The sequence below is a fragment of the Caproiciproducens sp. genome, assembly GCF_053840905.1.
Window position 1 is genome coordinate 28,068 of record NZ_JBNLXQ010000013.1, and the last position, 25,049, is coordinate 53,116.

The window sequence follows — 25,049 nt, forward strand, 5'->3', positions numbered from 1 at the left end:
CAACTTGGCCCGAAGTGATGGTGACTCTGTTTGTGTCAAGATGAAATTTATTATCAGAGAAAACGCTATTGACAGGCCATCTATTGCGTGATACTATATAGTGGTAGTAAGCAATACTGCATATCAGTCATGCAGAATAATGAGGGGAGGAATTATGCTGGAAAACCTAACGGAAATGCTCAAAGGCGTGCTTGAGGGCTGCGTCCTTGAAATAATAAGCCGCAAAGAAACCTACGGCTACGAAATTACGCGGCGGCTGAACGCCCTCGGATTCACAGATGTTGTGGATGGAACGGTGTATACTATCCTGCTCCGGCTTGAAAAAAGCAAGCTGGTGGAAATCACCAAGAAGTCCTCCGACATGGGGCCACCGCGGAAGTTTTTCGTGCTCAATGACGCAGGGCGTGAGGAATTGCGGAAGTTTTGGGGAAAATGGGAATTTATCGCGTCAAAAATCAACCAATTAAAGGAGGAACAATCGAATGTCTGAGTTTTTCGATAACTATTTCAATATCAAAAAAATGATTGAGAGCAAGCGCGAGTATAAACAACAGATGGCAAGGGTGGAGGCTCTGCCGAAAGACTATCAATACGTATTTAAGAAAATTCAGAGCCACATGTGGAAGTTCGCAGGGGGTTCCGGCTATGACATGATGAAAATCCATTATGACCTGATAGAACTGTTCGAAGCTGGCGCAGCGGACGGCAAGCATGTTTTGGAGATTACCGGCGAGGATGTGGCCTCATTCTGCGACGAGCTTCTACGCAGCGCCAGAACATACACGGAAGATTGGCGTGAGGCGCTCAACCGTGACATACTGAAAAAACTCGGAAAGGATAAGGATTCTAAATGAAAGACTTCGCCATTCAAGTAAAAGGGCTGCAAAAGTCCTACAAGAAACTTCATGTTCTAAAGGGCGTGGATTTTGAGGTGGAACAAGGCAGTATTTTCGCCTTGCTCGGCTCTAACGGCGCAGGCAAGACGACGATTGTCAGAATCCTCACCACGCTGCTTAAACCGGATGGCGGGAACGCGACTGTCAACGGCTTCGACATCACATCAAAGCCTGACTATGTGCGGCAGTCCATCAGTCTGACCGGGCAGTTTGCCGCCTTAGACGAGATATTGACAGGGCGGGAAAATCTTATTATGATCGCCAAGTTGCGGCACCTTGCCAATTCGCGTCAGGTTGCTGATGATCTGCTGAAACGCTTTGGCTTGATTGAGGCCGCCGACCGCAGAGTTTCCACCTATTCGGGTGGTATGCGCCGCAGGCTCGACATCGCCATGAGCCTTGTGGGAACGCCCTCCGTCATATTCCTCGACGAGCCAACGACCGGGCTTGACCCGGAGGGACGGCTTGAGGTTTGGAAAACCATCAAGGAGCTTGCCGGAGGCGGTACAACCGTGTTCCTGACCACGCAGTATTTGGAAGAGGCGGAACAGCTTTCCGACCGGATCGCCATTCTGCATGAGGGCAGGATTATCGCCAACGGCACTCTCGCGGAACTGAAAAAGCTGTTCCCGCCCGCAAAGGTGGAATATATAGAAAAACAGCCGACGTTGGAGGAAATATTCCTTGCCATCATCGGTAAGAAGGAGGAAAAGTAAATGGAAACCGTAAAGAAACACATTTTCAGCGATATGAGCGTTATGCTTGGACGTTCCATGCGCCATATTTTCCGCAGCATGGATACCATCATCACGGTCTGCATCATGCCGATCGCGTTTATGCTGCTGTTTGTATATGTGTTCGGCGGCGCCATTCAAGCCGGCACGGACAACTATGTGAATTACCTGCTACCCGGCATATTGCTGATTGCGATTGCAAGTGGCATATCCTATACGGCTTACCGTTTGTTTATGGATATGCAGCGGGGCATCTTCGAACGGTTCCACTCCATGCCGATTGCGCGTTCGGCTGCGCTGTGGGGGCATGTGCTGACCTCGCTGATATCCAATGCGATTTCGATTGCCGTCATCATTCTCGTGGCTCTCATTATGGGCTTCCGTTCGTCGGCGGGGGTATTGTCATGGCTTGCCGTATTCGGGATACTCGCGCTGTTTACGCTGGCCCTGACCTGGATCGCGGCGATTGCCGGACTGTCCGCAAAATCGGTGGACGGCGCAAGCGCCTTTTCCTACCCGCTTATTTTCTTACCGTTTATCAGCTCGGCATTTGTACCCACCGATTCGATGCCGTCAGTTGTCCGCGCTTTTGCCGAAAACCAGCCGGTCACCTCCATCGTCGATGCGATACGCTCCCTGTTGGCGGGGCAGCCTGTAGGTAATGACATTTGGGTCGCACTCGCATGGTGCTTGGGGATCACAGTTGTTGCGTATCTGTTCGCAATGCGGGCTTATAAACTCAGGGCATAATGAACCATTTGTACATAAATCCTGTGGCAATGGCTTTTGTATCAAAGCCATTGCCACTTGTTTTTTAGAATTGGATTTGAAGCAATTCAAATCCTACTTCTCAACGTAACGAAAATAAGGAATGGAGCGATAGCGACATGACGCAACAAAGAAGCGAAGCGCCACGACTTCGGGCCAAGTTGGCCCGAAGTGGCAGGGGTTTGGGGCTGGCCCCAACAAGCAATTTTTTGTGGTTTGACCGCAGGGCAAATTACAAAAAATATGCAACTGTGGCCACAGTTGCCCTGCTTGCCGTTTAGCGAAATCCTTGAAAACGCACAAAAAAAGTACACCTGCTCCATCCGCTGAGAAATTTTCAAAACGTAGTTGACTAAAAAAGTTAATGGTGATATTATTATATTGACTTTTATAGTCAGTCTTGTTTCTAATATATTGACTAATATGGTCAAGATTGGAGGGTTTACATTGGCGAAAGGAAAAAATACAAATTTCAATACGGAAGATTCAAAAAGGGAAGATATCCTAAATGCAGCGATAGCCGAATTTTCACATGGTTACGAAAAAGCCTCGACAGACGCTATCGTAAAATCCGCAGGCGTATCCAAAGGATTATTGTTTCATTACTTCGGATCAAAGAAAGAGCTATTCATAGCCACATATGAGTATGCAGTCAACGCTATGCTGTCGGAATTCTATGATTTAGTCAACCTGAATCAAAGGGATGTTTTGGAGCGTTGGCGACAAATCACGTTACTTAAGATGGATTTAATGAAAAAACACCCAAAAATTTTTACTTTCATTAAAAATGCATCGATCCCCGACAGCGAAGAAGTCAAACAGGATGTCAATGAATTGAAAAACAGACTTGCAGACAAGGTTTACCCCGACTTGTGTGATGACATTGATCGCACCTTATTTCGTGAGGATATAGATGTTAACATGGCAATCCACGTCATCTTCTTCACCATGGAAGGATATGCACAGAGTCAGGCTAATTCTGAAAAATCAGTGGAGGATTATTACAGCGAGTACGAACGGTATTTAAACGAATTGGAGAGGTATATCCAGTTTTTTAAGAAAAGTTTTTATCGACAGGAGGAAGCAAAATGAATGTTATTGAGATTAACGCACTCAACAAGAATTTTGGCGCAACAAAGGCACTGAGGGATTTGAGTTTATCGGTTGAACAAGGCAGCATATATGGGTTTATCGGCCCAAATGGCGCGGGAAAAACCACAACAATACGGATACTGTTAGGGATACTTCGTAAAAGCTCTGGGGAAGTGACGCTATTCGGCGGCGACCCCTACCACGATGCAGTAGAACTGCATCGCCGTTTGGTATATGTACCAGGCCGACGTTGCCCTGTGGCCCAATCTCACTGGGGCGGAAGTTATTGACCTGTTAGGGCGGATTCACGGCGGTATTAACACGGCTAAACGCAAGATCCTGTTGGAGCGTTTCCAGCTTGACCCCACGAAAAAATGTCGCACTTATTCTAAGGGTAATCGGCAAAAAGTCGCGCTGGTGGCCGCTTTTTCCTGCAACGCTGAATTGTTGTTGTTGGATGAACCCACCAGCGGCCTTGATCCTTTGATGGAGCAGGTATTTCAGGACTGTGTGTCAGAAATGAAACAGGCCGGAAAGACGGTTTTCTTGTCCAGCCATATACTGTCAGAAGTTGAGACGTTGTGCGATCAGGTTGGCATCATCAAGCAAGGGGCTATCGTAGATTCCGGCAAGCTGGCCGATATGCGTCACCTCACTCGCATGCTTGTTCAAACATCTACCCCTGCGACCAATTTGCAAAGCATAGCGGGCATCCACAACGCCACACAGCAGGATGGAGTATGGCATTTTGCGATAGACGCCGAGGCAATGGATTCCGTTATGAAATTTCTTGTACCGTTTGGAATCAAAGCCCTTACTGCGGAGCCGCCTACATTGGAAGAATTGTTTATGCGGCATTATAGCGCAGACACGAAGAAGGAGGTAAAGCGTCAATGAAAAGGCACTCATTTACAGGCACTAAAAATTTGGCGAAACTTTACTTTCGGCGTGACCGTTGGCTGCTGCTCCTTTGGACAGTGCTTCCCGTGTTGATGGCTATCAGCGTTGCAAAAAGCGCGATGGCATATCAGGATATACAACTATTTATTAAGGAATTAACTATCAACTCGCTTATTTCATCCATTTTGGGGCCGGGGATGTCGTCCAACATTGCTGGAGTGGTCGTGTGGCGCTCCACGGGGCAGATTGCGATTATTTTAGGCATTGCCATGATGCTGACGGTAATTCGCCACACTCGCAGCGAGGAGGAGGCCGGGCGGAGTGAAATGCTTCGTGCTTATGTAACTGGCCGATATGCCTCTTTGACCGCGGCGCTGTCAATTACAGGTGTCAGCAGTTTGATGGCGGGCCTGTTGGTAGCTATTTACTTTATTTCATTGGGGCAAGCAGCCGGTAGTTCTCTTTTATATGGAGCAACAATCGCCCTGATAGGCTATGTTCATGCGGGCATAGGTGCATTGGTGGCACAACTTAGTAAAGGAACCGATAAGGCAAGAGGGCTCGCGCTGGCTTTTGCCGGAGCGGAAATATTCTTCTTACTCGTCAATAATGGGCAGGGGGCTTATTCCGGTTGGGCATTGCTCTCACCAATGGCGTGGCACAGGCTGACACAGCCCTTTTATACCGACAGGGTTTGGACTCTTATTTTAATGGTGATCCTCGTTGCAATCCCAGTGGTAAGTGCGTATGTATTGTCTGCCCGGCGTGATCTTGGCGAAGGTGTCCTTCCTGAACGTTCGGGTAGAGATCAAGCCGCCGCTGGGTTTAGCAGTCCATTGGCTTTGGCGTGGCGTTTGCAAAAGAGTTCTGCCATCGGCGTACTCGTCGGAATGGTGCTGATTGGTGGAGCCGTTGGCGGTATGGCGCAAAGTGTATCAGAAACAGAAGGAATCGGAGATTTGCTCGGCGGTCTTGGCGGTGTGAATTGGATGGCGGAAGTGGGTAATCGTAATGCGTTTATCAGTATATTTATCTACATCCTGACAATGGCCGTAGCTGTCTATGCGATGATGAGCACTTTACGCCTGCAAAAAGAGGAATTTGATTACCACGCCGAGATGATACTGGCGAAGCCGGTCAGCCGCATAAAGTGGATGTTCAGTTATCTATTGGTATCCATACTATGTGTCACCGGCATTATGCTCGCACTTGGATTTTCAGCCGGTATCGTGTTTGGAGCGACAAGCAGTAATTTTGGGCAGAGTTTTCAGACTATCTTTGTAATGTGCCTTACGAAGATACCCGTGGTGTGGACAATGGTAGGAATTTCTGCTCTATTATACGGCATCCTGCCACGCATGGCTACTATTTTTAGTCTATTCATATGGGGAGTGTTTACAGCTATTGAGTTTTTGTGGGAAGGCCAGATCGTAAGCTGGAGTGCGATGCAATTTGTCCCCTATGCTTATGCCCATTACACGATTCCAGTGGATAGGCTTCCAATATTGCCGCTAATAGTGTTAGTTCTTCTTGCCTTTGTATTACAGGCATTAGGGCTGTTGGGGTTCAAAAAAAGGAGCATAGGACAGGTATAGACTACGGAATAAAGGATGGTACAGTGTGTAAATATAAGTGGATATTATGTCCGATTTGTGGCAACAAAACACGGGTCAAGATACGCGATGATACGGTACTTGAAAACTTCCCGTTATTTTGCCCCAAGTGCAAACAGGAAGCTTTAATCAATGTAAAACAACTGAATATGTCAGTTATCAAAGAGCCAGACGCTAAGACGCAGAGCCGATAACATGTGAGGTTACTCACAGTTACCGGCTCTTTTTTATGATTACTTTAAAAGCTATATGACTACTGATATTCTATAACAATGAATTAAAAGCCTTTGTTTGATCAGTAATATATAATAATTTAATATTATTTAGCAAACTCGTCGAAAGGCGAGGGGCGCAAAGCCACGGGTCTACGGTTTTTAAACTATGACCGCCGAGTTGCAATAAAGAGGTCAAAGCCTGTGACGGTTTTGACCTCTTTATGTTCTTATAGCTTACTCGGGCCAACTTGACCCGATGAAAAAATTTATATTTTGATATGTGATTGAAGCCGCCGTTTTCCTTTTTTAAAACAGGGCAACGGTGGGCGTAATAGTTGCGCCCCTTTTTTATTTATACGCAGCGACGGCTTTTGAGCTGGAGGGGTTCATATGTATCCAAAGCCGATGCATTCCGCACACGAGGGGCCGCTACCTTATAGTAGCGGCACGAAATAGCCGATGTTCTAATTTCTCTCGGCAACACAAAATTCACAAAAATCATGGGTGTATACTGCGCTCATTTTCCATTCAACCCCTTGCGGGGGCCTCCCTGCATAGGTGTTTTTTTGTGCCTTTTTACGGTGTTGCGGGACAAGCCCCATCACTTCGGGCCAAGTTGGCCCGAAGTCCGCGCCGGGCCTGCGCGGCATATTTGCCCCCGCTGCCGTTCTCCGCCAGTCTCCGTTTATCAGCCGTCAACCCACGACCAAAATGAACGGAGGTAACATAATGGACAAGCCCCTTGTAACGATCACATATAAAACCGCCAATGGAAACCGGATTTGTGTTGAGGTTTCAACCTCGGTCAAAGAACTGTTGGAGCAATCCGACCGGCAAATCCGTTCCCAAAGGCGGCAAGACAGGCGACATCTTGATTACATGGACTTCATAGACGGTTTGACCGACGCGGCTATGAACACACCACAGGCAGACGCCGCCGATCTCGCAATTAGGATGGAAAGTTACCGGCAGCTATATACGGCTATCGATCAACTTCCCGAAACACAGCGCCGAAGGCTGTTTTTGTATTATATGGACAACCTGACGCACCGGCAAATTGCCAAATTGGAAGGCGTGAATCGCGGCACGGTCGGCCGTTCCATCAAACATGCTCTAATTCAACTGCAAAAGGACCTCACCGAATAACGGCATTTTACCGGGCAGCCCCGTCGTTTGACGGGGCCATTTTCTTTCAGAATCAGTTTAGCAGAAAAACATATTGTACGCAAGTGCGTATACGCTTTTGCGCATTAATTGCTATGCTTATTTTGAAACTACTGAAATGACGGTGAGGCCATGAATATAAAAGACGCGATTGCAGAACGCTTCAGACAATTATGCAATGGTGCCGGTGGCCGGACTCGGGTATTGGCACGCTGAACCCGCGTTCCGCGAGTCCCTGCATTTATCCGGAAGGATCTGATTTCCTGATGTTTCTCCCAACCTGCACCGCGGTTCGGGAAATGGAGCCATCAACGCGAAAAAGCAGCCCGGCCCAACAAGGGCCGAACTGCTTTTTGGTGCCGGTGGCCGGACTCGAACCGGCACGGTATCGCTACCGGTGGATTTTGAGTCCACTACGTCTGCCAATTCCATCACACCGGCATGAACAACGTGTTATATTATATAATAAACTCATAAAAAAAGCAATATAAACCTTTATGAAAGTCGAATAAATTGGGGTGCTTCCCGGCTGGCCGGGTTACACCCCGTTTTTCATTCTATTGCTTACACTCCGAACATGGTAATGCAGTGCCTTGGACAAACGCCGGCGCAGTCGCCGCAGCCGACACATTTGGCAGGATCGACGGCCGCAAGGGAATTTACAACGTGGATGGCGCCGTGCTGACAGGTCTTTTCACATTTCATACAACCGATGCAGCCGACCTTGCAGACTTTGCTGGTCAGGGCGCCTTTGTCGCAGTTGCTGCATCGGACCACCGCCTGCTTTGTCGCGGGGACAAACGAAATCAGATGTTTCGGGCAGGCTTTTACACACATGGAACAGCCTCTGCACTTGACCGGGTCAATTTTGGCAACGCCGTTGCAAACGCTGATCGCGCCGTATTGGCAGGCGTTCATACAGTCGCCCAGGCCCATGCAGCCGTACTGACAGCTTGCCACGCCGCCGGCGACGATCGCCGCTCCCGCGCAGGTCGCGATTCCTTCGTACTCCACCTTATCGGTCGTATTGTCATAGCTGCCAAGGCAGTGAACCAAAGCCACCTTTGCTTCCACGTCGCCCGGGTCGCAGCCAAGGTATTCGGAAATGGCTTTGGCTGCCGCCGCACCGCCTACCGTGCAGAGTCCGGGTTTCGCCTCGCCCGAGGACAGCGCCGTCGCGTAGCCGTCGCAGCCGGAATATCCGCAGGCGCCGCAGTTGGCCCCCGGCAGCATGTCGCGGATTGCCTCCGCTTTCTCATCTTTCGGCACGGCCATGACGATCGACGCGATCGCAAGGATGAGGCCTGATAAAAGGCCGATCCCGGCCACAATCAGGACTGGAGTCAATATTTCATTCATATCCGCATCTCCTAACCCAGCATGCCGTCGACAAGGCCCTGAAAGCCGAGAAACGACACGGCCGTCAGCGACGCGGCAACCAGTGTGATCGGCAGACCCTGAAGGGATTTTGGAATATCGTTGTTTTCAATTCTTTCCCGCACGCCCGCGAAGATAACCATGGCCACCAGAAAGCCGATGCCGGAGCCAAACGCATTTACAAGCGACTGGATAAAGCCGAAGGTCGGATCGGACTGGCCTTTTTCAATGACCAGCATGGTTACGCCGAGCACGGCACAGTTGGTGGTAATGAGGGGGAGGTAAATGCCGAGCGCGTTGTACAGGGAAGGAATGTATTTTTTCAGTACCGTCTCAATAAACTGAACGAGGGCCGCAATAATCAAAATAAACACGATTGTCTGCAAGTACGCAAGGTCCAGCGGAACCAGTACATAGGTATAAATCGGCCACGTCGCCGCGGTGGAGATCACCATGACGACGGTGACTGCAATGCTCATGCCGGTTGCGGTGTCGAGCTTTTTGGAAACGCCCAGAAAAGGGCAGATGCCCAGAAATTTATTGAGAATGTAGTTTTCGGTCAGTATGGCAGCCAAAAAAATGGCCACTAATCCTTTGATCATTTTCCCGCACACTCCTTTTCTTTTTCAGCCATCATGGAGCAGCTTCCGCAGAGAGGACAGTTCTGACAGCCCAGCTCAGCCGGTTCGGCACCCTTTCCGGCCGCCAGTTTGTTTGCCAGCGCAATCATCATGCCGAACACGAAGAAGCCTCCCGGAGGGAGCAGAAAGATGATAATGGGCGATACGAATCCGGCGGTAATCGGGAATCCGAAAACCGTTCCGGCGCCCAGAAGTTCGCGGACGATGCCCATCACCAGCAGCGTGGCGGTAAAGCCGGCACCCATCCCCAGGGCGTCCAGAACGGACGGAAGGACCTTGTTTTTGTTCGCAAACATCTCGGCCCTGCCCAAAATGATGCAGTTTACAACAATCAGGGGAAGGTAGATGCCGAGCGCCGCTTTCAGGCTGGGGGAATACGCTTCGATCAGCATCTGCACAATGGTGACGAATCCCGCGATCAGCGTAATATAGCAGGGGATACGCACCTTATCCGGAATGATCCTGCGCAGCAGGGAAATGACCGTATTGGACCCCACCAGCACAAAGGTCGTGGCAAGTCCCATGCCGATCGCGTTGCTTGCGGAGGTGCTCAGCGCAAGCGTGGCGCAGGTGCCGAGCACAAGGCGAAGAACAGGGTTTTCCTTGATGATGCCCTTGCTGAATTCCTGCCATGGAGTTTTCGCCATTTCATTCGCCCCCCTTTATTGTCCGATATTCTTTAATCGCGTCGTTCACGCATGCGGTGACGGCTTTGCTCGTAATGGTGGCGCCCGTCATCGCCTCGATCTGCGTGTCTGAGGCCGCGCCGGATTTTATCACTTCAAATCCGTTTTCGGGGACGGCCTTTTTATACTGATCGCGAAAACTTTCTTTTTCCGCATTCAGGCCGAGGCCCGGCGTATCGCCGATGGACAGCAGGATGACGCCGGTGATTTTGCCGTCTTTATCAATGCCGGTCATCACCTTCAGATCGCCGCCGTAGCTTTTTGCCTTGGTGGTAAACACATATCCGGCAAGCGAGTTTCCGTTTTTGCCGATCGCGTACGTGCCGTCTTTGGAATCCTCAAAAGCCTTCGCGGAAGGAAGGACAAGCTGGCGGGAAGCGGATTCGGACTGTTGGTTGATCTCCACGATTTTATCGCGCGTCATCAGGTTTGTGCCTGCCAGCAGGACCGCAGTGACCAGACAGATCACAAACAGTGTGAGGGCGGGGGTGAGCACCTCTTTTGTGTCAATCTTCAACTTTCACACGCTCCTTTCCAAATGCCCTGGGACGTGTCAAGCGTTCGATATGCGGCACCAGAAGGTTCATCAGGATGATGGAGAAGGACACGCCTTCCGGAAGCTGGCCGAAAATACGGATCAGCATGGTAATGATGCCCGCGCCGACGGCGAAGACGATCTTGCCCTTCAGGTTGATCGGGGAGGTAGCGTAATCGGTCGCCATGAAGATGGCGCCGAGCAGCAGGCCCCCCGCGAGCAGGTCGAACAGAACGTTCCTTCCCGCAATCAGGGAGATCACGGCGACGGAGCCGATATAGCACAGCGGGATGGCGGGGCTGATGACCCCGCGCACCACCAGATAGATACCGCCGAGAATCAGCGCCACCGCACAGGTTTCCCCAAGACATCCCGCGCGGACGCCGACCAGCATATTGAGCAGCGTCGGCATGGTGCCGCTTGCGCCCTCTTTCAAGATGCCGAGCGGGGAAGCGGTGGTCATCGCGTCGGTGCTGTGCAGATAATAAAACGGGGCGTTCCAGCTGCTCATCTGGGCGGGGAAGGAGGACATCAGGATAATGCGCGCGGTCAGCGCCGGGTTCACAAAGTTCTGCCCGATTCCGCCGAACATCTGCTTTACCACCACAATGGCGGCGATTCCGCCGAAGATGACAATGAATGGGCTGACGCCCACGGGTACGTTAAACGCAAGGAGGATGCCGGTTACTACGGCGCTCAGGTCGCCGATGGTGTTTTCACGCTTCATGACTTTTCTGCAGACATATTCGCTGAGGACGCAGGAAGCAACGGAGCAGAGGATCAGCGCGAGGGCCTTGAATCCGAAGATGATCACGGAAGCGATTGCCGCCGGAGTCAGCGCAATGATGACGTCCAGCATGATTTTGCGGGTCGTCACGCCGCTTCTGATATGGGGAGAGGACGATACGATCAGTTTCTCTGCCATTATTTTTTACCTCCCGCTTTTACCAGTCCCTTGCCGAGCCGGATGGCCTGTACAAGAGGTCTGCCCGCCGGGCAGTTGAAAGCGCAGGTGCCGCATTCCATGCAGGCCATGACGTCGTATTCCTGAAGCTTTTCAACATCCTTGGCATTGGAGTATTTTTCAAGCTGCGCAGGGATCAGGTTCATGGGACAGCCGTCCACACAGCGGCCGCAGCGGATGCATGCGGTCGGCGCGCTCATCCGGGCTTCCTTTTCCCCGAAGGCGAGGATGCCGTTGTTCTGTTTGAGGACGGGCAGCCCGTCGCCGGCCAGGGCAAGGCCCATCATGGGGCCGCCCATCAGCAGCTTTTTCGGTTCCGACAGGTACCCGCCGCAGAACTCGATCATGTCCGCGATCCTTGTGCCGATCGGGACGATGACATTCTGTGGATTCCGGATCGCCGACCCGTCGACGGTGACTCTCTTGCTCACAAGCGGCATCCCTGTTTTCAGGTATTTGGCAATAAAGGACACAGAGGTAACGTTCATCACAAGGCAACCCACGTCGGCGGGCAGTTTTCCCATCGGGATTTCACGGTCCGTACAGGCCTTGACCAGCACTTTTTCAGCACCCTGCGGATAACGCGCGTGCAGGGGAAGAATGCGCACGCGGTCCTCCGGGTCGTTTGTTGCGCTGTCCGCGATTTTTTTCAGAATTTCAATTACGTCGGGTTTGTCGTCTTCCACGGCAATGATCACGCGTTCCAGCTTTAACAGCTCCGCCACGGCGTAAATTCCCGAAAGCACGTCCCAGGAATTTTCAATCGCCTCGCGGTGGTCCGCCGTTATGTACGGTTCGCATTCCGCCGCGTTGACAATCATGGTGTCGAGCTTTTTATCCTTCGGGACATGGAGCTTTACGTGCGCCGGGAACCCCGCCCCGCCAAGCCCCACCAGCCCCGATTCCCGGATCGCTTTCATAAACGCTTCGGGTGTTTCGGTTGCCGGCGGTTTTACGTCCGGGGAAACGGTCATCTGACCGTCGGAGTCGATGACAACCGCGTCGGTATACTGTCCGCCGGGCAGCATGACCTTGTTGATCGCGCTGACTCTGCCCGAGACGCTCGCGTGAATCGGGGCGCTGATGAATGCGCCGCTGTCCGCAATTTTCTGCCCCAGCAGAACGGTTTGGCCCACTTTTACAAGCGGGACGCAGGGAGCGCCCGCATGCTGCTGCATGGGCAGCACCACCTGTGCCGGGGGCGGCATCACGGCGGACTCAATCTGCGCCGTACTCTTATGGTGGGGAACATCCGCACCGCCATGCGTTTTGAACGGCCTGGCCGGAAATGTCAATTCCATGTTTTTTCCTCCATATTTGCTTATCTGCTGTCAATTACCGGTAAACGGTTCTGATATCCATGAAAAACACGCCTGCAGAGTTTGTCCACAGACGTGCTGCGGGGAACGAAACGTTAGGAGTGCGTTTGAGAATATCAGATATAAAGATCTTAATATTCTGATTTTAACTCATTTTATTTTAAAATATATTGCTTTTCGACAATTTTAAAAGAATTTGCGAGATTATCCGTGACGAATACCTGATGATCGCTGTTGATAAAGATTCCGCCGGCGTTGTATTCCTTCAGAAGGGCGGTCGCTTTCTCTTTTCCCAAAACGAAACAGGCGGTGGAAAGCGCGTCGCTCAGCGCGCCGTCGTCACAGACCACCGTGACGGAAAGCAGGCCGTTGTTTTCCGGGCAGCCGGTTTTCGGGTTTAAAAGATGGTGATAGGCAACACCGTTTTCCGTAAAATTCTTTTCGTAGGTACCGGAAGTGGACACAAAACCGGAGGCCAGGTCAATCGTGCCCATGGAAGCGCTCTGCGTTTCGGAGCTGAGGGGATCACGCACCGCCACACGCCAGGGCGATTTGTCCTGTTTGGTGCCGAACACCCCCACGCTGCCGCCGACGGCGACGATCCCGCAGTCCGCTCCGGCCTGCCGGTAGGCGGCGACCGCTTCGTCACAGGCGGCGCCCTTTCCGATCGCGCCCAGCTCGACCGCGGTATAGTGCAGCTTCAGGGACGCGGTGGAATCCTTTGGGTTTACTCTTAAATAATGATAATCCACATATTTTAAATAGGTATCGATCTCCGCCTCAGAGGGAACACGCTGGTTCTCTCCTCCGAAATCCCACAGGGAGGTAATCGGCAGGATGGTGGGGTCGAAGGCCCCGCCGGACTTCTGAGCGACGGTAAGGCTTTTTTGGAGCAGGGCGACGGTTCTCGCGTCGAGCTTGACCCAACTGGAACCGGAAGCCTGATTCAGCCTGTCGATATCGGAGCCTGCGATTCTCCACGAGATCAGGTTTTCCAGCTCGCCTATTTTTTTAGCGGCTGCTGCTGCCGCCGTTTTTGCGTTTTTCCCGTAAACGGTCTGCTGGACATAAGTTCCCATTGCAAAGTTCGTACATTCGTAGCTGTCCGCCCGCTGCCCGAATCTGATCCAGAGGAAGGCCAGACAGGCGATGACGGCGGCCAGCAAAACGCTGAGCGTCAGAATGATTTTCCTGTTTTTATCCATTGTTTCCTCCCTTGCGTAACTGCTTAGAATTATATCACGATTTGGGGATATTTCAAGAATTTTGGGGATTTATGAAAAGGGAAGCCGGCTGCCGGCGCAGCTGCCGGAAGCCGGCTTCCTGTGGTTTTCCGATCGTTTTCACCGAAGGGGGAGGGAATCGGATCGTTCGGGAGCGCCGTTTCTGTGCCCGGATGCTTCCAGCCCGCCGTCAAAAATGACAAACCGGCTTCTGCCGCGGCGCTTCGCCTCGTAAAGGGCGGCGTCCGCCCTTTTATATAAGTCCGCGTAGGTTCTGCCGTCTTTCGGGTAAACCGCGATACCGATGCTTCCGGAGACGGAATACGGCTCCGGTCCGTTTTCGAAAGTCTGCTGCAGGCTCCGGCGAATGGCGTCCGCTTTTTCGGCTACCAGGGACAGGTCGCCGATGCTTTTCAGAAGCACCATGAATTCATCCCCTCCGACGCGTCCCACCACGTCGGAAGCGCGAAACAGCTTTTTCAGCCTGCCGCCGATTTCGGCCAGCACCGAGTCGCCGAACATATGGCCAAGATGGTCGTTGATATCCTTGAAATGGTCGACGTCGATGAGATACAGTGCGCAAAATCCGCTGCCGGTCAGCGCCTGTTCTATATACGATTTTGTGGCGGATTTGTTCAGCAGCCCGGTCAGCCCGTCGCGCTGCGCTTTCTGCACCAGCTCGCGCATGATTTCCCGCTGGCCGGTAATGTCCGTCAGCAGGCAGTAGAGCCCGGATTCCTTCCCGCTTTCGGCCGTCAGCCGTCCTTTGTCGAGAATCCAGATCAGGGTGCCGTCCTTTCTTAACAGGCGGTACTGCACGTCGAAGACGCTGCCGTCCCGAAGCTGGGCGTCTATGCTCCGCCGGATGCCCTCGCGGTCGGGCTCGTAAATCATGAGAAGGAGCCGGTTGTGGAAAAACCGCCCGATTTCCTCCGGGGTATATCCGGTCAGCCGCGGAAGGCCGTCGCTGCAGTACACGATCGTGAGAAAGCTGTCGTATTTGCAGTGCTGTACGCAGCCGGGAATATTGGCGGCCAGCGCCTTCAGCTCCCGGCCCCTTTTTCCGCCGGCGGCGTTTTTCCGGCGCAGCAGAACGACGAAAGTTCCAAGCAGCAGAAAGATCAGCGCGGTTCCAGCCGCGGGAATTGCGCACAGCGGCAAAAGCTCACGTCCTTTCCAATATACTGTTGAAACGGTGAAGAGCAATCCGTAAAAGATGCGCCGCGCTCTTCGCGGGTGATAATCTTTATGCAAACGGCGGCGCCGTTATGCGGGACGTCCGGCTTGCCGCTGTGCGGCCGGGAAGCGAAAATTCCGGATTTTTCGGCATAGGGAAACAGATACATAAAACGGAAAAAGAATCCGTTGAAATTTGTGCCTTATTACAAATTTGAATAAAAATACTTTTTACTTTCACGCAGTATGCTATACTATAAAGAATTCCATTATTGATCGGAATACAGCGGGGAATCCCGCGGTTTTTGACCGTCCGCATGTTTTCGGCATGCCCGGACAGGTACCTATCAATATATATATCGGAAAGCCGGAGGAAATGATGTCGGTTCAGAAAGTAAAGGATTATTTAAAATTATACGGGATGGAAGAACGCCTGCACGAGTTTTCGGTTTCGAGCGCGACGGTGGAGCTGGCCGCGCAGGCGCTGAAGGTTGAGGAAGCGCGCATTGCAAAATCGATCTCTTTTCACAGCGACGGTGGCTGCGTGATTGTCGTCGCCGCGGGAGACGCCAAGGTGGACAACGCAAAATTCAAGGCGGAGTTCAACACAAAGGCGAAAATGCTTGCTCCCGGCGAGGTGGAGCAGCTGACCGGGTATCGGGTCGGGGGCGTCTGCCCGTTTGGAAATCCGCCCTGCGCAAAGGTATACTGTGACGTTTCGCTGAAACGCTTTTCCAGAATTTTTCCCGCGGGCGGCAGCGCAAGCTCCTGTGTGGAACTGAGCTGTGACGAGCTTTTCCGTGTTTCCCAAAGCGTGAAATGGGTGGATGTCTGCAAAAACTGGCAGGATCTTCCGGAAAAAGGATAGGGGTCTGCCGTCATGAGAATGCGCAATAAACCGTGGGCCGCGGCGGAGCTGGACGCGTGCAGCTTTTTTGTCCGCGATCCCGCGCGGTACATTGGAAAATGGCACGGCTTTTTCCGGCGGCGGCAGCCCATTCACCTGGAGCTTGGCTGCGGAAAGGGCCTTTTCCTCGCCGGGCTTGCCCCGCAAAATCCGCGAATCAATTATATGGGCATCGATTTGAAGGACGCCGTTCTCGGTCCGGCCAAACGGAATATTGAACAGGCGTTCCGGGAGCGGAACGCACAGCCGGACAACGTTGTGCTGATGGCGCAGGATATTGAGCGGATTCTCACCGTGATGAATGCCGAAGATACGGTGGAGAGGATCTATATCAATTTCTGCAACCCGTGGCCGAAGGCCAAGCATCACAAACGGCGGCTGACCTATCCCCGCCAGCTTGAAAATTACAAGCAGATTCTGCAAAAGGGCGGAGAAATCCACTTTAAAACCGACGACGACGCCCTTTTTGACGATTCGCTGGTGTACTTTGAAGAAAGCGGGTTTACGATTCTGTCCATGACCTACGATCTGCACGGCGGCGGTCAGCTGGGAAACGCGCTGACCGAGCATGAAAAAATGTTCATGGAAAAGGGCGTAAAAATCAAGGCGCTTGCCGCGCGGTGGACGGGAAAATAAGATTGTTTTATTTATTTTTGCAATATGCATTGACAAATTATGCAATATTAACTATAATTCCTATATGTTTAGTAATACTATTTGAGGGGGTGTCGGCTTGGGCGAGGCTATCATCGAAATTCAATCGTTGAGCAAAACCTTCCACACGAAGGATTCTGAGGTGCGGGCTTTAAGTGATATTGACCTGACGATTGAGAAAGGCGATATTTTTGGCATTATCGGTATGAGCGGCGCCGGTAAGAGCACGCTGGTACGATGTATCAACATGCTGGAAAAACCGTCGGGGGGCACCGTTCTGTTCGACGGGCGCGATCTGTCCGCCCTTTCCGATAAGGACCTGCGCACGGTTCGCCGGTCCATGGGAATGATTTTCCAGCAGTTCAATCTTCTGATGCAGCGCACGGCGGAGCAGAATATCCGTTTTCCCCTGGAGCTGGCCGGCGCTGACAAGGCGTCCGCAAAAAAAAGGACGAAAGAGCTTCTGGAGCTCGTCGGCCTGGCCGACAGGGCCGGAGCGTACCCCGCCCAGCTTTCCGGCGGCCAGAAACAGCGTGTGGCCATTGCCCGCGCGCTCGCGACCAATCCGAAGGTGCTTTTGTGCGACGAAGCCACCAGCGCCCTCGACCCCACCACCACCACGTCGATCCTGGCGCTTTTGAAGGATATCAACCGCCGGATGGGCATCACCATTGTCATTATCACGCATCAGATGAGCGTGATAGAGGAAATCTGCAACCGCGTCGCCATTATTGACGACAGCCGGATTGTCGAATCCGGTTCTGTGGAGGACATTTTCCACAGGCCGCAGACGGCGGCGGCGCAGAAGCTGGTTTACCCCGAAGGGAAACATCCCGATAAAATGATCAGCAAGCGATGTATGCGCATTGTGTTTGACGGAAATTCTTCTTTTGAGCCGGTCATTGCGAATATGGTTCTCGACTGTAAGGCTCCCGTCAATATCCTGTACGCAGACACCAAAGACATAGACGGCAAGGCGTTTGGCCAGATGGTGGTCCAGCTGCCGCAGGACGAGGCTCTGGCGCGGAAGATGTTTGATTATGTGCGCGCGAAGGGTCTGTCCGCTGAGGAGGTGAACGGTTATGTGGGATGAGTCGACGCTGAGCATGCTGGTGCAGGGCATTGGTGAAACCCTGTATATGGTGCTGGTTTCCACACTCTTTGCCTATCTTATCGGCCTGCCCGTGGGAATCCTGCTGTTCACCAGCGCAAAGGACGGGATCCGCCCTCACGCTTCTCTGTATAAGGTGCTGGACGTGATCGTCAATCTGACCCGTTCCATCCCGTTTCTGATTCTGATGATCGCCATCTTTCCGTTTACAAGGCTGGTGACGGGCAGCGCCATCGGCGCCACGGCGACCATTGTTCCGCTGACCCTGTCGGCGGCGCCCTTTATCGCGAGGCTCGTCGAGTCCTCGCTGAAAGAGATTGACATCGGCGTGATTGAAGCCGCGCAGTCCATGGGCGCGTCCGACTTTCAGATTATCTGGAAGGTCCTGCTTCCCGAATCCAAGCCTTCCCTGATTGTGGGCTGCGCCATTGCGGCGACCACGATTCTGGGATATTCCGCCATGGCCGGCGTTGTCGGCGGCGGCGGGCTGGGTACCATTGCGATCAATTACGGGCTTTACCGCTGGCAGGGCGATATGATGCTGGTGGCCACTGTTCTGCTGGTTGTGATCGTTCAGGTGCTTCAGGGCATCGGGATGAGGGCGGCCGGACGAAGCGACAAAAGAAAACATTAAACGATAAACGATTCACATCTGAATTTTGGAGGTTTTATCAATGAAAAGATTATTATCGGCAATTTTAATTGCGGCGCTCTGCGCTTCCGTATTTGCCGGTTGCGCGAATTCCGCAGCCGCGTCCTCTGAGGCCGCGTCCTCTGCCGCCCCGGCTTCCGGCGAAGCGGAAAGCACGGCGCCAGCCAAGAAAATCGTCATCGGCGCGTCCCCGACGCCCCACGCGATTATTTTGAAGGAAGCCGCCAAGCTGCTGAAAGACAAGGGCTACGAGCTTGAGATCAGGGAATTTTCCGATTATGTTCTCCCCAATAAAGCCCTGGACAGCAAGGACCTGGACGCCAACTACTTCCAGCATCAGCCGTATCTGGATGAATTCAACAAGGAAAATGGAACCAAAATTGTTTCCGCGGGCTCCATCCACTATGAACCGTTCGGCATTTACGCCGGGAAAACCAAGGCCCTTGCCGATCTGAAGGAAGGCGCGACCATTGCGGTTCCGAACGATACTTCCAACGAAGCCAGGGCGCTCCTGCTGCTTCAGGATCAGGGACTGATCAAGCTGAAGGACGGCGTCGGGATCACCGCCACTCAGAAGGACATTGCGGAAAACCCGAAGAAGCTGAAGTTTACGGAAATTGAAGCCGCCCAGCTGGTCCGTACCCTGCCCGACGTGGACCTGGCCGTCATCAACGGCAACTATGCTCTCGCGGGAAATCTGAAGGTTTCCGACGCGCTCGCGGCGGAAGCGGACGATTCCCTTGCGGCGGCCACATACGCCAACATTATCGCTGTCCGCGAGGGCGACGAAAACCGCGAGGATATCAAGGCGCTGGTGGAAGTGCTGAAGAGCGAGGAAATCAAAACCTTTATCACGGATACGTTCAAAGGGGCTGTTGTTCCGGTAAAATAAGCGAAAGCGACGGCAGAAAACACCTGCACGGAGAAATCCGTGCAGGTGTTTTGACGTTGAAATAAGGGGCGTATTTTGCTACAATGGGATTCATTCCATTGGACCCGCCTGCGAGGGGAACCACTGCAGGGCGGGAAAAGAAAACATAGGGAGTATGGTTATGAAGTGTTATCGGATTACGAAAGAAACGCTGGAGGAAGCGGACACACCGTTTGCGCCGGACACCGTCTGCGTCTGTACGCCGGAGGAGCTGCGCGCCGGCCATTTCTGCGCGGCGCCGCACACGTTCAGCGAGTGCGCGAACCCCGGTCCCGCCAAGCTGGAGGCGTACGACGGGTATGACTTTATTCTTCTGAATGTCGTCAACGACAACGAACGGTATCTGACCCACCGGATCGGGCTGTATATCCTGCCGGACCGGATGGTCTTTGCCGGCGAGGGGGAAAACCGTGCGGTACAGGACGTGCTGGATGCTTTTGCGGGCGGCAAAACGTCCAGCCTGAATATCACGCGGATTCTTTACGCGTTTTTCAACAACCTGACCATTCATGATTCGGAGGAGCTGGAAGCGCTGGAAGAGGAAATCTCCGCGCTGGAGGAACGGGTCATGGAGGGCGCGGACGAGGATTTTATCAAGGATATCATCGCGATGCGGAAAAGGCTGATGTTTTATAAAAAATATTATGAGCAGCTGCTGGACGTCGCGGAGAGCATCGAGGAAAACTCCAACGGGATTCTGTCCCCCGGCGCGCTGCGCTATTTCAAGATGTTTACGAACCGGGTGGACCGCCTGAACCGGAGCGTGCTGAACCTGCGCGACTATATCACGCAGGTGCGCGAGGCGTATCAGTCGCAGGTGGACATCGGGCTGAACGCGATTATGAAGCTGTTTACCGTGATCACCGCTGTTTTTCTTCCGCTCACGCTTCTGGTCGGCTGGTACGGCATGAATTTCAAGTATATGCCGGAGCTTCAGTGGCCGTACGGCTACGCTTTTGCCGCGGGCCTCTCGGCTGTTTTTGTGGTCGTCTGCCTTCTTTTTTTCAAAAAGAAGAAGATCCTGTAAAAATCTCCTTTTGAAAATAATTTCAAAAAGTACTGGAACTATTTTGCCCGCTGTAATATAATTATGAGGGATAAGACCGTTTTCGCGGAATGGAAAAGCTTGTTCGCTGGTCATTATCAACAAAAAATATTGTCAGTGTGAAAAAATATTGACAATCAGATAACGTTGATGTAGAATGGAAATACATTGAAACCGGTTTCAAAATTCAAAAGGAACGGGGTCCGGTTCAACCGCATTTTTAACGGGAAAGCTATGGTGATGATTTTGGCTCAGATCAGCGATGTGGCGAGATTAGCCGGTGTCTCGTCGGCAACTGTGTCCCGTGTCATCAACGGGACGGCAAAAGTAAGCGACGAAAAAGTAAAACGCGTTTTGGAAGCGATCGATGCAACCGGTTTCAAGCCGAATGAAATCGCGCGTTCGCTCTATAAAAAGTCCTCGAAGATCATCGGCTACATCGTGCCGAGCATCCTGAACGTTTTCCTGACCGAGATCGGCCGGGCGATTGAGGATGAGGCGTTTCAGAACGGCTATAAGATGATCCTGTGCAATTCGGACGAAAATCCGAAAAAGGAAGTCGCCTATATCAATATGCTTACCGCCATGAATGCGGACGGCATTATTATTACCGCCAACAATGATAATCTGGATGAAGAAATCCGCAGCTGCCCGCTGCCCGTTGTCGCTCTGGACAAGGACGCAGGCAGCCGTTATACTGCGGTGGTCCAGTCCGACAATTACTCGGGAGGGCGCCTTGCTACCGAGCATCTGATCGAGTGCGGGTGCCGCCATATCGTCCTCATGCGCGGGCCGCAGAAATATTCCAGCGGGAGCCAGCGCTTTCTGGGCTATGTGGACGTCTGCAACGAACACGGCATCCAGCCTTTGTTCATGGAAAGCCAGTACCGCTTCGACGCGGTCGAAAGCGCGCGCGAGCTGCTGAAGCGCTTTCCGTATGTGGACGGCATTCTGGCTTTGAGCGATATGACTGCGCTGTCCCTGTACAAGGTGCTGTGCGAGCAGGGTAAAAGAGTCCCGGACGACGTCATGATCGTGGGATACGACGGGGTGGAGCTCAGCTCGCTGATGACGCCCGCGCTGACCACCGTCGTACAGCCGATCGAGGAAATCGGGCGGCTTGCGGCAAAACTGATTATCGATCAGGTCGCAAAGGGGAAGCTCAGCTCCAGGGAGAACGTGCTGCCCGTTTCTCTGAAAATGGGGCAGACGACAAGAATGCGCAAATGAAGAAAGGCGGATACTATGAATAAACGTGTTTTTTTGATTGTACTCGACAGCGTCGGTATCGGCGAAGAGCCGGACGCCGCGGAGTACGGCGACGAAGGGAGCAATACGCTTGCCGCCGCCGCGACGAGCAGGTATTTCGATATGCCCAATATGCAGAAGCTGGGCCTTTTCAATATCGACGGCGTCACCTGCCGCCCGGGGGCGGAGCATCCCGCGGGCGCGGTCGCGCGCATGAGGGAAATTTCCAAGGGCAAGGACACCACGATCGGCCACTGGGAAATTGCGGGAATCCATTCGCCCAAACCGCTGCCGACTTATCCGGACGGCTTTCCGCCGGAGGTCATCCGCGCGTTTGAGGAAAAAACGGGCCGCAGGGTCATCTGCAACAAACCCTATTCCGGCACCGAGGTTATCCGGGATTACGGCAGGGAGCATGCCGAAACGGGCGCGCTCATCGTTTACACCTCCGCGGACAGCGTGTTCCAGATCGCGGCGAATGAAGAGCTCGTGCCGGTGGAAGAGCTATACCGCTGCTGCCGGATCGCAAGGGAACTGCTGGCGGGCGAGCACGGCGTCGGCCGGGTGATCGCAAGGCCCTTTGTCGGGACCTATCCGGATTATACCCGCACCTCGAACCGCCACGACTTTTCGCTGCTCCCCCCGAAGACGACGATGCTGGACCAGCTGAAGGAAAACGGCTGTGACGTGATCGCCGTCGGCAAGATCAACGATATTTTCGCCGGCAGGGGGATTACCCGGTTTATGAGGACAAAGAACAACGCGGAGGGCATTGACCGCACGATCGAGCTGACGAAGGAAACCTTCAACGGCCTGTGCTTTATCAATCTGGTCGATTTCGACATGCTTTACGGCCACCGCAACGACGTGGACGGCTACGCCAAAGGGCTGACCTATTTTGACAAAAAGCTGCCCGAAATTCTGGCGGGACTGCGCGGGGACGACCTGCTGATGATTACCGCGGACCACGGCTGCGACCCGATCACGCCCTCCACCGACCATTCGCGCGAATACACGCCCTGGGTGATTTACGGAAAACGGGTAAAGGCCGGGGCCAATCTGGGCACGCTGCCGACCTTTGCCGATATCGCGGCCACGATCCTTGATTATTTCGGGATGAAGCCGGAAATTACCGGCACGTCCCGGCTGAAAAATATTGCCGACTGAAAAGGAGAAGACTATGTCTAACGTACCAACCCCCCATAACGGGGCCAGAGAGGGAGAAATCGCAAAAACCGTCTTAATGCCGGGCGATCCGCTCCGCGCCAAATTTATCGCCGAAACCTATCTGACCGACCCGGTCTGCTTCAATACCGTGCGCAATATGCTCGGCTACACCGGAACGTACTGCGGCAAACGCGTGTCCGTCATGGGCGGCGGAATGGGAATCCCCTCCGTCGGGATTTACACCTACGAGCTTTTCAATTTCTACGGGGTGGAAAACATCATCCGCATCGGCTCCGCCGGCGGGATCGCCGACAACGTGCACGTGCGCGACGTCGTAGTCGGCATGGGTGCCTGCACCAATTCCAACTATGCGGCCCAGTACAATCTGCCGGGTACGTTTGCGCCGATTGCCAGCTACGGCCTTCTCAGAAACGCGGTTGACGCCGCGGACAAACTGGGCGTGCATACGGTCGTAGGCAATGTGCTGTCTTCGGATACCTTTTACGACGACAGCGAAAACGCGCTGGCTTCGTGGAAAAAGATGGGCGTGCTGGCGGTGGAGATGGAAGCCGCGGCTCTCTACCTGAACGCCGCGAGGGCAGACAAAAACGCGCTCTGCCTCCTTACGATCTCCGACTGCCCGTTTACCGGGGAATCCCTTTCGGCCCAGGAGCGCCAGACCGGATTTACCCAGATGATGGAAATCGCGTTGGAAATCGCCTGACTTCACAGAAAAATTGATTGCAAAATGCGGTAAAATAAAGTAAGATAATTTTCGGCGCGAAAAGAAAATGGGAGTAATATCACGTTTTCGTGGTATTCCATATATCCAAAAAAATAATCAGGAGGAAAAATCAATGAAGAAGATTGTAGCACTTTTTCTTGCAGTTATGATGGCAGTTTCTGCAACCGCCTGCGCTTCCAACACCCCGGCGGCCAGCTCGGAAGCGGCCAGCTCCGCTGCCGAAAGCAAGGCGGAATCCGCGGCTGCGACCGATTTTAAAATCGGTATGGTAACGGATACCGGCGGCGTCAACGACCAGTCCTTCAACCAGTCCGCGTGGGAAGGCCTTCAGAAGCTTTCCAAGGATACGGGCGTCACAGTCAAGTATTCTGAATCCAAGCAGGAGTCCGACTACGCGACAAACCTGGACAAAGCTGCCGACGACGGCAACAATCTGATCTGGGGCATCGGCTTTGCAATGGCCGACGCAATCCTCAATTCCGCAAAACAGAATCCTGACATCAACTATGCAATCGTAGATAACGCTTATGAGAAGACTCCCGCAAACGTGACCGGCGTGATGTTCCGCGCTCAGGAGCCTTCCTTCCTGGTCGGCTACATCGCGGCCAAAACAACAAAGACGAACAAGGTCGGTTTTGTCGGCGGCCAGACCAGCGCCATCATCGACCAGTTTGAGTTCGGCTACAAGGCCGGCGTTGCTTACGCCGCGAAGGAGCTGGGCAAAACCATTACTGTTGACTCTCAGTACGCGGAGAGCTTCACGGATTCCGCCAAGGGCAAGGCAATCGCCACCAAGATGTTCTCCAACGGATGCGATATCGTATTCCATGCCGCGGGCGGCGTTGGGGTCGGCGTTATCGAAGCAGCCAAGGAAGCCAAGAAGTACGCGATCGGCGTTGACCGCGACCAGGCTTATCTTGCGCCCGAAAACGTTCTTACCTCTGCTTTGAAGCTGGTTAACCAGGCTGTTGAGCTCGTTTCCAAGGAAGCCATGGACGGCAAGGAAATCGGCGGAAAAACTTACACCTACGGCCTGACCGAGGATGCCGTCGGGATTCCGGAAGAGCACAAGCTCATGGGCGACGACACCTATAACGCGGCGGTCGCGCTCGAAGGCAAGATCAAGGATAAGACAATCACTCCTCCGGCGAACAAAGATGAATTCGCAGAGTTCGAAAAGGGACTCAAATAATTATTACTCTTTTATTCTTTTGGGCAGCGGGGCGCATGGGTGTTATTGCGCCCCGCTGCGCTTAAAAAGAATGGATTAACGGGCAGGGGGGTCT

28 protein-coding genes, 1 tRNA gene and 1 riboswitch are annotated in these 25,049 nt (G+C 53.0%); of the genes, 20 read left to right on the forward strand and 9 right to left on the reverse strand.

The window, feature by feature from the left end; genetic code table 11:
* Positions 1–157 precede the first annotated feature (157 nt).
* The 10 genes from ACQGQ5_RS12840 to ACQGQ5_RS12885 all read left to right on the forward strand — a co-directional run bounded on the left by ACQGQ5_RS12840 (position 158) and on the right by ACQGQ5_RS12885 (position 7,364).
* Positions 158–490 carry a PadR family transcriptional regulator gene (locus ACQGQ5_RS12840; RefSeq protein WP_455736939.1) on the forward strand — a complete coding sequence of 111 codons (333 nt, stop codon included), beginning with the start codon at positions 158–160 and terminating at the stop codon, positions 488–490.
* The gene (locus tag ACQGQ5_RS12845) at positions 483–854 is read left to right on the forward strand and encodes a DUF1048 domain-containing protein (protein WP_455736888.1); all 372 of its coding nucleotides are present in this window, start codon (positions 483–485) and stop codon (positions 852–854) included. The genes ACQGQ5_RS12840 and ACQGQ5_RS12845 overlap by 8 nt, the downstream gene beginning before the upstream one ends.
* A complete protein-coding gene (locus tag ACQGQ5_RS12850; protein ID WP_455736889.1) occupies positions 851–1,612 on the forward strand; it encodes an ABC transporter ATP-binding protein in 762 nt (253 codons plus the stop codon). Before ACQGQ5_RS12845 ends, ACQGQ5_RS12850 begins: the two co-directional genes overlap by 4 nt.
* Complete coding sequence (locus ACQGQ5_RS12855; protein WP_455736890.1) at positions 1,613–2,380, forward strand: ABC transporter permease; 768 nt, start codon at positions 1,613–1,615, stop codon at positions 2,378–2,380.
* A 465-nt stretch (positions 2,381–2,845) separates the two neighbouring features.
* Positions 2,846–3,490 carry a TetR/AcrR family transcriptional regulator gene (locus tag ACQGQ5_RS12860; protein WP_455736891.1) on the forward strand — a complete coding sequence of 215 codons (645 nt, stop codon included), beginning with the start codon at positions 2,846–2,848 and terminating at the stop codon, positions 3,488–3,490.
* A complete protein-coding gene (locus ACQGQ5_RS12865; protein ID WP_455736892.1) occupies positions 3,487–3,780 on the forward strand; it encodes an ATP-binding cassette domain-containing protein in 294 nt (97 codons plus the stop codon). Before ACQGQ5_RS12860 ends, ACQGQ5_RS12865 begins: the two co-directional genes overlap by 4 nt.
* Positions 3,725–4,387, forward strand: coding sequence for an ATP-binding cassette domain-containing protein (locus ACQGQ5_RS12870; RefSeq protein WP_455736893.1), 663 nt, complete (start codon positions 3,725–3,727; stop codon positions 4,385–4,387). The genes ACQGQ5_RS12865 and ACQGQ5_RS12870 overlap by 56 nt, the downstream gene beginning before the upstream one ends.
* Positions 4,384–5,985, forward strand: coding sequence for an ABC transporter permease (locus ACQGQ5_RS12875; protein ID WP_455736894.1), 1,602 nt, complete (start codon positions 4,384–4,386; stop codon positions 5,983–5,985). The genes ACQGQ5_RS12870 and ACQGQ5_RS12875 overlap by 4 nt, the downstream gene beginning before the upstream one ends.
* A gap of 23 nt (positions 5,986–6,008) precedes the next feature.
* The gene (locus tag ACQGQ5_RS12880; RefSeq protein ID WP_455736895.1) at positions 6,009–6,197 is read left to right on the forward strand and encodes a cysteine-rich KTR domain-containing protein; all 189 of its coding nucleotides are present in this window, start codon (positions 6,009–6,011) and stop codon (positions 6,195–6,197) included.
* 121 nt (positions 6,198–6,318) lie between these two features.
* Positions 6,319–6,404: riboswitch (cyclic di-GMP riboswitch) on the forward strand.
* A gap of 543 nt (positions 6,405–6,947) precedes the next feature.
* A complete protein-coding gene (locus ACQGQ5_RS12885) occupies positions 6,948–7,364 on the forward strand; it encodes an RNA polymerase sigma factor (RefSeq protein ID WP_455736896.1) in 417 nt (138 codons plus the stop codon).
* 372 nt (positions 7,365–7,736) lie between these two features.
* On the opposite strand, the gene ACQGQ5_RS12890 is transcribed toward ACQGQ5_RS12885, so the two are convergent.
* The 9 genes from ACQGQ5_RS12890 to ACQGQ5_RS12930 form a co-directional block, all read right to left on the reverse strand.
* Positions 7,737–7,823, reverse strand: a tRNA-Leu gene (locus tag ACQGQ5_RS12890).
* 123 nt (positions 7,824–7,946) lie between these two features.
* Positions 7,947–8,741: an RnfABCDGE type electron transport complex subunit B gene (locus ACQGQ5_RS12895; RefSeq protein WP_455736897.1), complete on the reverse strand. Its 795-nt coding sequence runs from the start codon at positions 8,739–8,741 to the stop codon at positions 7,947–7,949.
* Positions 8,742–8,752: 11 nt separating this feature from the next.
* Entirely contained in the window at positions 8,753–9,361 is a 609-nt protein-coding gene (locus ACQGQ5_RS12900; protein WP_455736898.1) for an electron transport complex protein RnfA, read from the reverse strand.
* A complete protein-coding gene (gene rsxE / locus ACQGQ5_RS12905; protein WP_455736899.1) occupies positions 9,358–10,047 on the reverse strand; it encodes an electron transport complex subunit RsxE in 690 nt (229 codons plus the stop codon). Before rsxE ends, ACQGQ5_RS12900 begins: the two co-directional genes overlap by 4 nt.
* A gap of 1 nt (position 10,048) precedes the next feature.
* Entirely contained in the window at positions 10,049–10,603 is a 555-nt protein-coding gene (locus ACQGQ5_RS12910; RefSeq protein WP_455736900.1) for an FMN-binding protein, read from the reverse strand.
* Positions 10,593–11,546 carry an RnfABCDGE type electron transport complex subunit D gene (locus ACQGQ5_RS12915; protein WP_455736901.1) on the reverse strand — a complete coding sequence of 318 codons (954 nt, stop codon included), beginning with the start codon at positions 11,544–11,546 and terminating at the stop codon, positions 10,593–10,595. Before ACQGQ5_RS12915 ends, ACQGQ5_RS12910 begins: the two co-directional genes overlap by 11 nt.
* The gene (gene rsxC / locus ACQGQ5_RS12920) at positions 11,546–12,886 is read right to left on the reverse strand and encodes an electron transport complex subunit RsxC (RefSeq protein WP_455736902.1); all 1,341 of its coding nucleotides are present in this window, start codon (positions 12,884–12,886) and stop codon (positions 11,546–11,548) included. Before rsxC ends, ACQGQ5_RS12915 begins: the two co-directional genes overlap by 1 nt.
* 173 nt (positions 12,887–13,059) lie before the next feature.
* Positions 13,060–14,109: an FAD:protein FMN transferase gene (locus ACQGQ5_RS12925; RefSeq protein ID WP_455736903.1), complete on the reverse strand. Its 1,050-nt coding sequence runs from the start codon at positions 14,107–14,109 to the stop codon at positions 13,060–13,062.
* A gap of 138 nt (positions 14,110–14,247) precedes the next feature.
* Positions 14,248–15,288, reverse strand: coding sequence for a GGDEF domain-containing protein (locus tag ACQGQ5_RS12930; protein ID WP_455736904.1), 1,041 nt, complete (start codon positions 15,286–15,288; stop codon positions 14,248–14,250).
* Positions 15,289–15,682: 394 nt separating this feature from the next.
* Between ACQGQ5_RS12930 and ACQGQ5_RS12935 the strand changes: the two genes are divergently transcribed.
* The 10 genes from ACQGQ5_RS12935 (at position 15,683) to ACQGQ5_RS12980 (ending at position 24,955) form a co-directional block, all read left to right on the forward strand.
* Positions 15,683–16,171 (forward strand): YbaK/EbsC family protein, encoded by a 489-nt coding sequence (locus ACQGQ5_RS12935; protein ID WP_455736905.1) that lies wholly within the window; start codon positions 15,683–15,685, stop codon positions 16,169–16,171.
* Between the two features lie 12 nt (positions 16,172–16,183).
* Complete coding sequence (trmB, locus tag ACQGQ5_RS12940) at positions 16,184–16,846, forward strand: tRNA (guanosine(46)-N7)-methyltransferase TrmB (RefSeq protein ID WP_455736906.1); 663 nt, start codon at positions 16,184–16,186, stop codon at positions 16,844–16,846.
* A gap of 97 nt (positions 16,847–16,943) precedes the next feature.
* Positions 16,944–17,957 (forward strand): methionine ABC transporter ATP-binding protein, encoded by a 1,014-nt coding sequence (locus ACQGQ5_RS12945; protein ID WP_455736907.1) that lies wholly within the window; start codon positions 16,944–16,946, stop codon positions 17,955–17,957.
* Complete coding sequence (locus tag ACQGQ5_RS12950) at positions 17,947–18,609, forward strand: methionine ABC transporter permease (protein WP_455736908.1); 663 nt, start codon at positions 17,947–17,949, stop codon at positions 18,607–18,609. Before ACQGQ5_RS12945 ends, ACQGQ5_RS12950 begins: the two co-directional genes overlap by 11 nt.
* A 40-nt stretch (positions 18,610–18,649) precedes the next feature.
* Positions 18,650–19,519: a MetQ/NlpA family ABC transporter substrate-binding protein gene (locus tag ACQGQ5_RS12955; RefSeq protein WP_455736909.1), complete on the forward strand. Its 870-nt coding sequence runs from the start codon at positions 18,650–18,652 to the stop codon at positions 19,517–19,519.
* Positions 19,520–19,679: 160 nt separating this feature from the next.
* On the forward strand, positions 19,680–20,585 hold the full coding sequence (locus ACQGQ5_RS12960; RefSeq protein ID WP_455736910.1) for a magnesium transporter CorA family protein: 906 nt from the start codon (positions 19,680–19,682) through the stop codon (positions 20,583–20,585).
* Positions 20,586–20,771: 186 nt separating this feature from the next.
* Positions 20,772–21,833 carry a LacI family DNA-binding transcriptional regulator gene (locus ACQGQ5_RS12965; protein ID WP_455736911.1) on the forward strand — a complete coding sequence of 354 codons (1,062 nt, stop codon included), beginning with the start codon at positions 20,772–20,774 and terminating at the stop codon, positions 21,831–21,833.
* A 15-nt stretch (positions 21,834–21,848) separates the two neighbouring features.
* Entirely contained in the window at positions 21,849–23,018 is a 1,170-nt protein-coding gene (locus ACQGQ5_RS12970; RefSeq protein ID WP_455736912.1) for a phosphopentomutase, read from the forward strand.
* A 13-nt stretch (positions 23,019–23,031) separates the two neighbouring features.
* On the forward strand, positions 23,032–23,742 hold the full coding sequence (gene deoD, locus ACQGQ5_RS12975) for a purine-nucleoside phosphorylase (RefSeq protein ID WP_455736913.1): 711 nt from the start codon (positions 23,032–23,034) through the stop codon (positions 23,740–23,742).
* Between the two features lie 133 nt (positions 23,743–23,875).
* Positions 23,876–24,955, forward strand: coding sequence for a BMP family ABC transporter substrate-binding protein (locus tag ACQGQ5_RS12980; protein ID WP_455736914.1), 1,080 nt, complete (start codon positions 23,876–23,878; stop codon positions 24,953–24,955).
* The last annotated feature ends 94 nt before the right edge of the window (positions 24,956–25,049 follow it).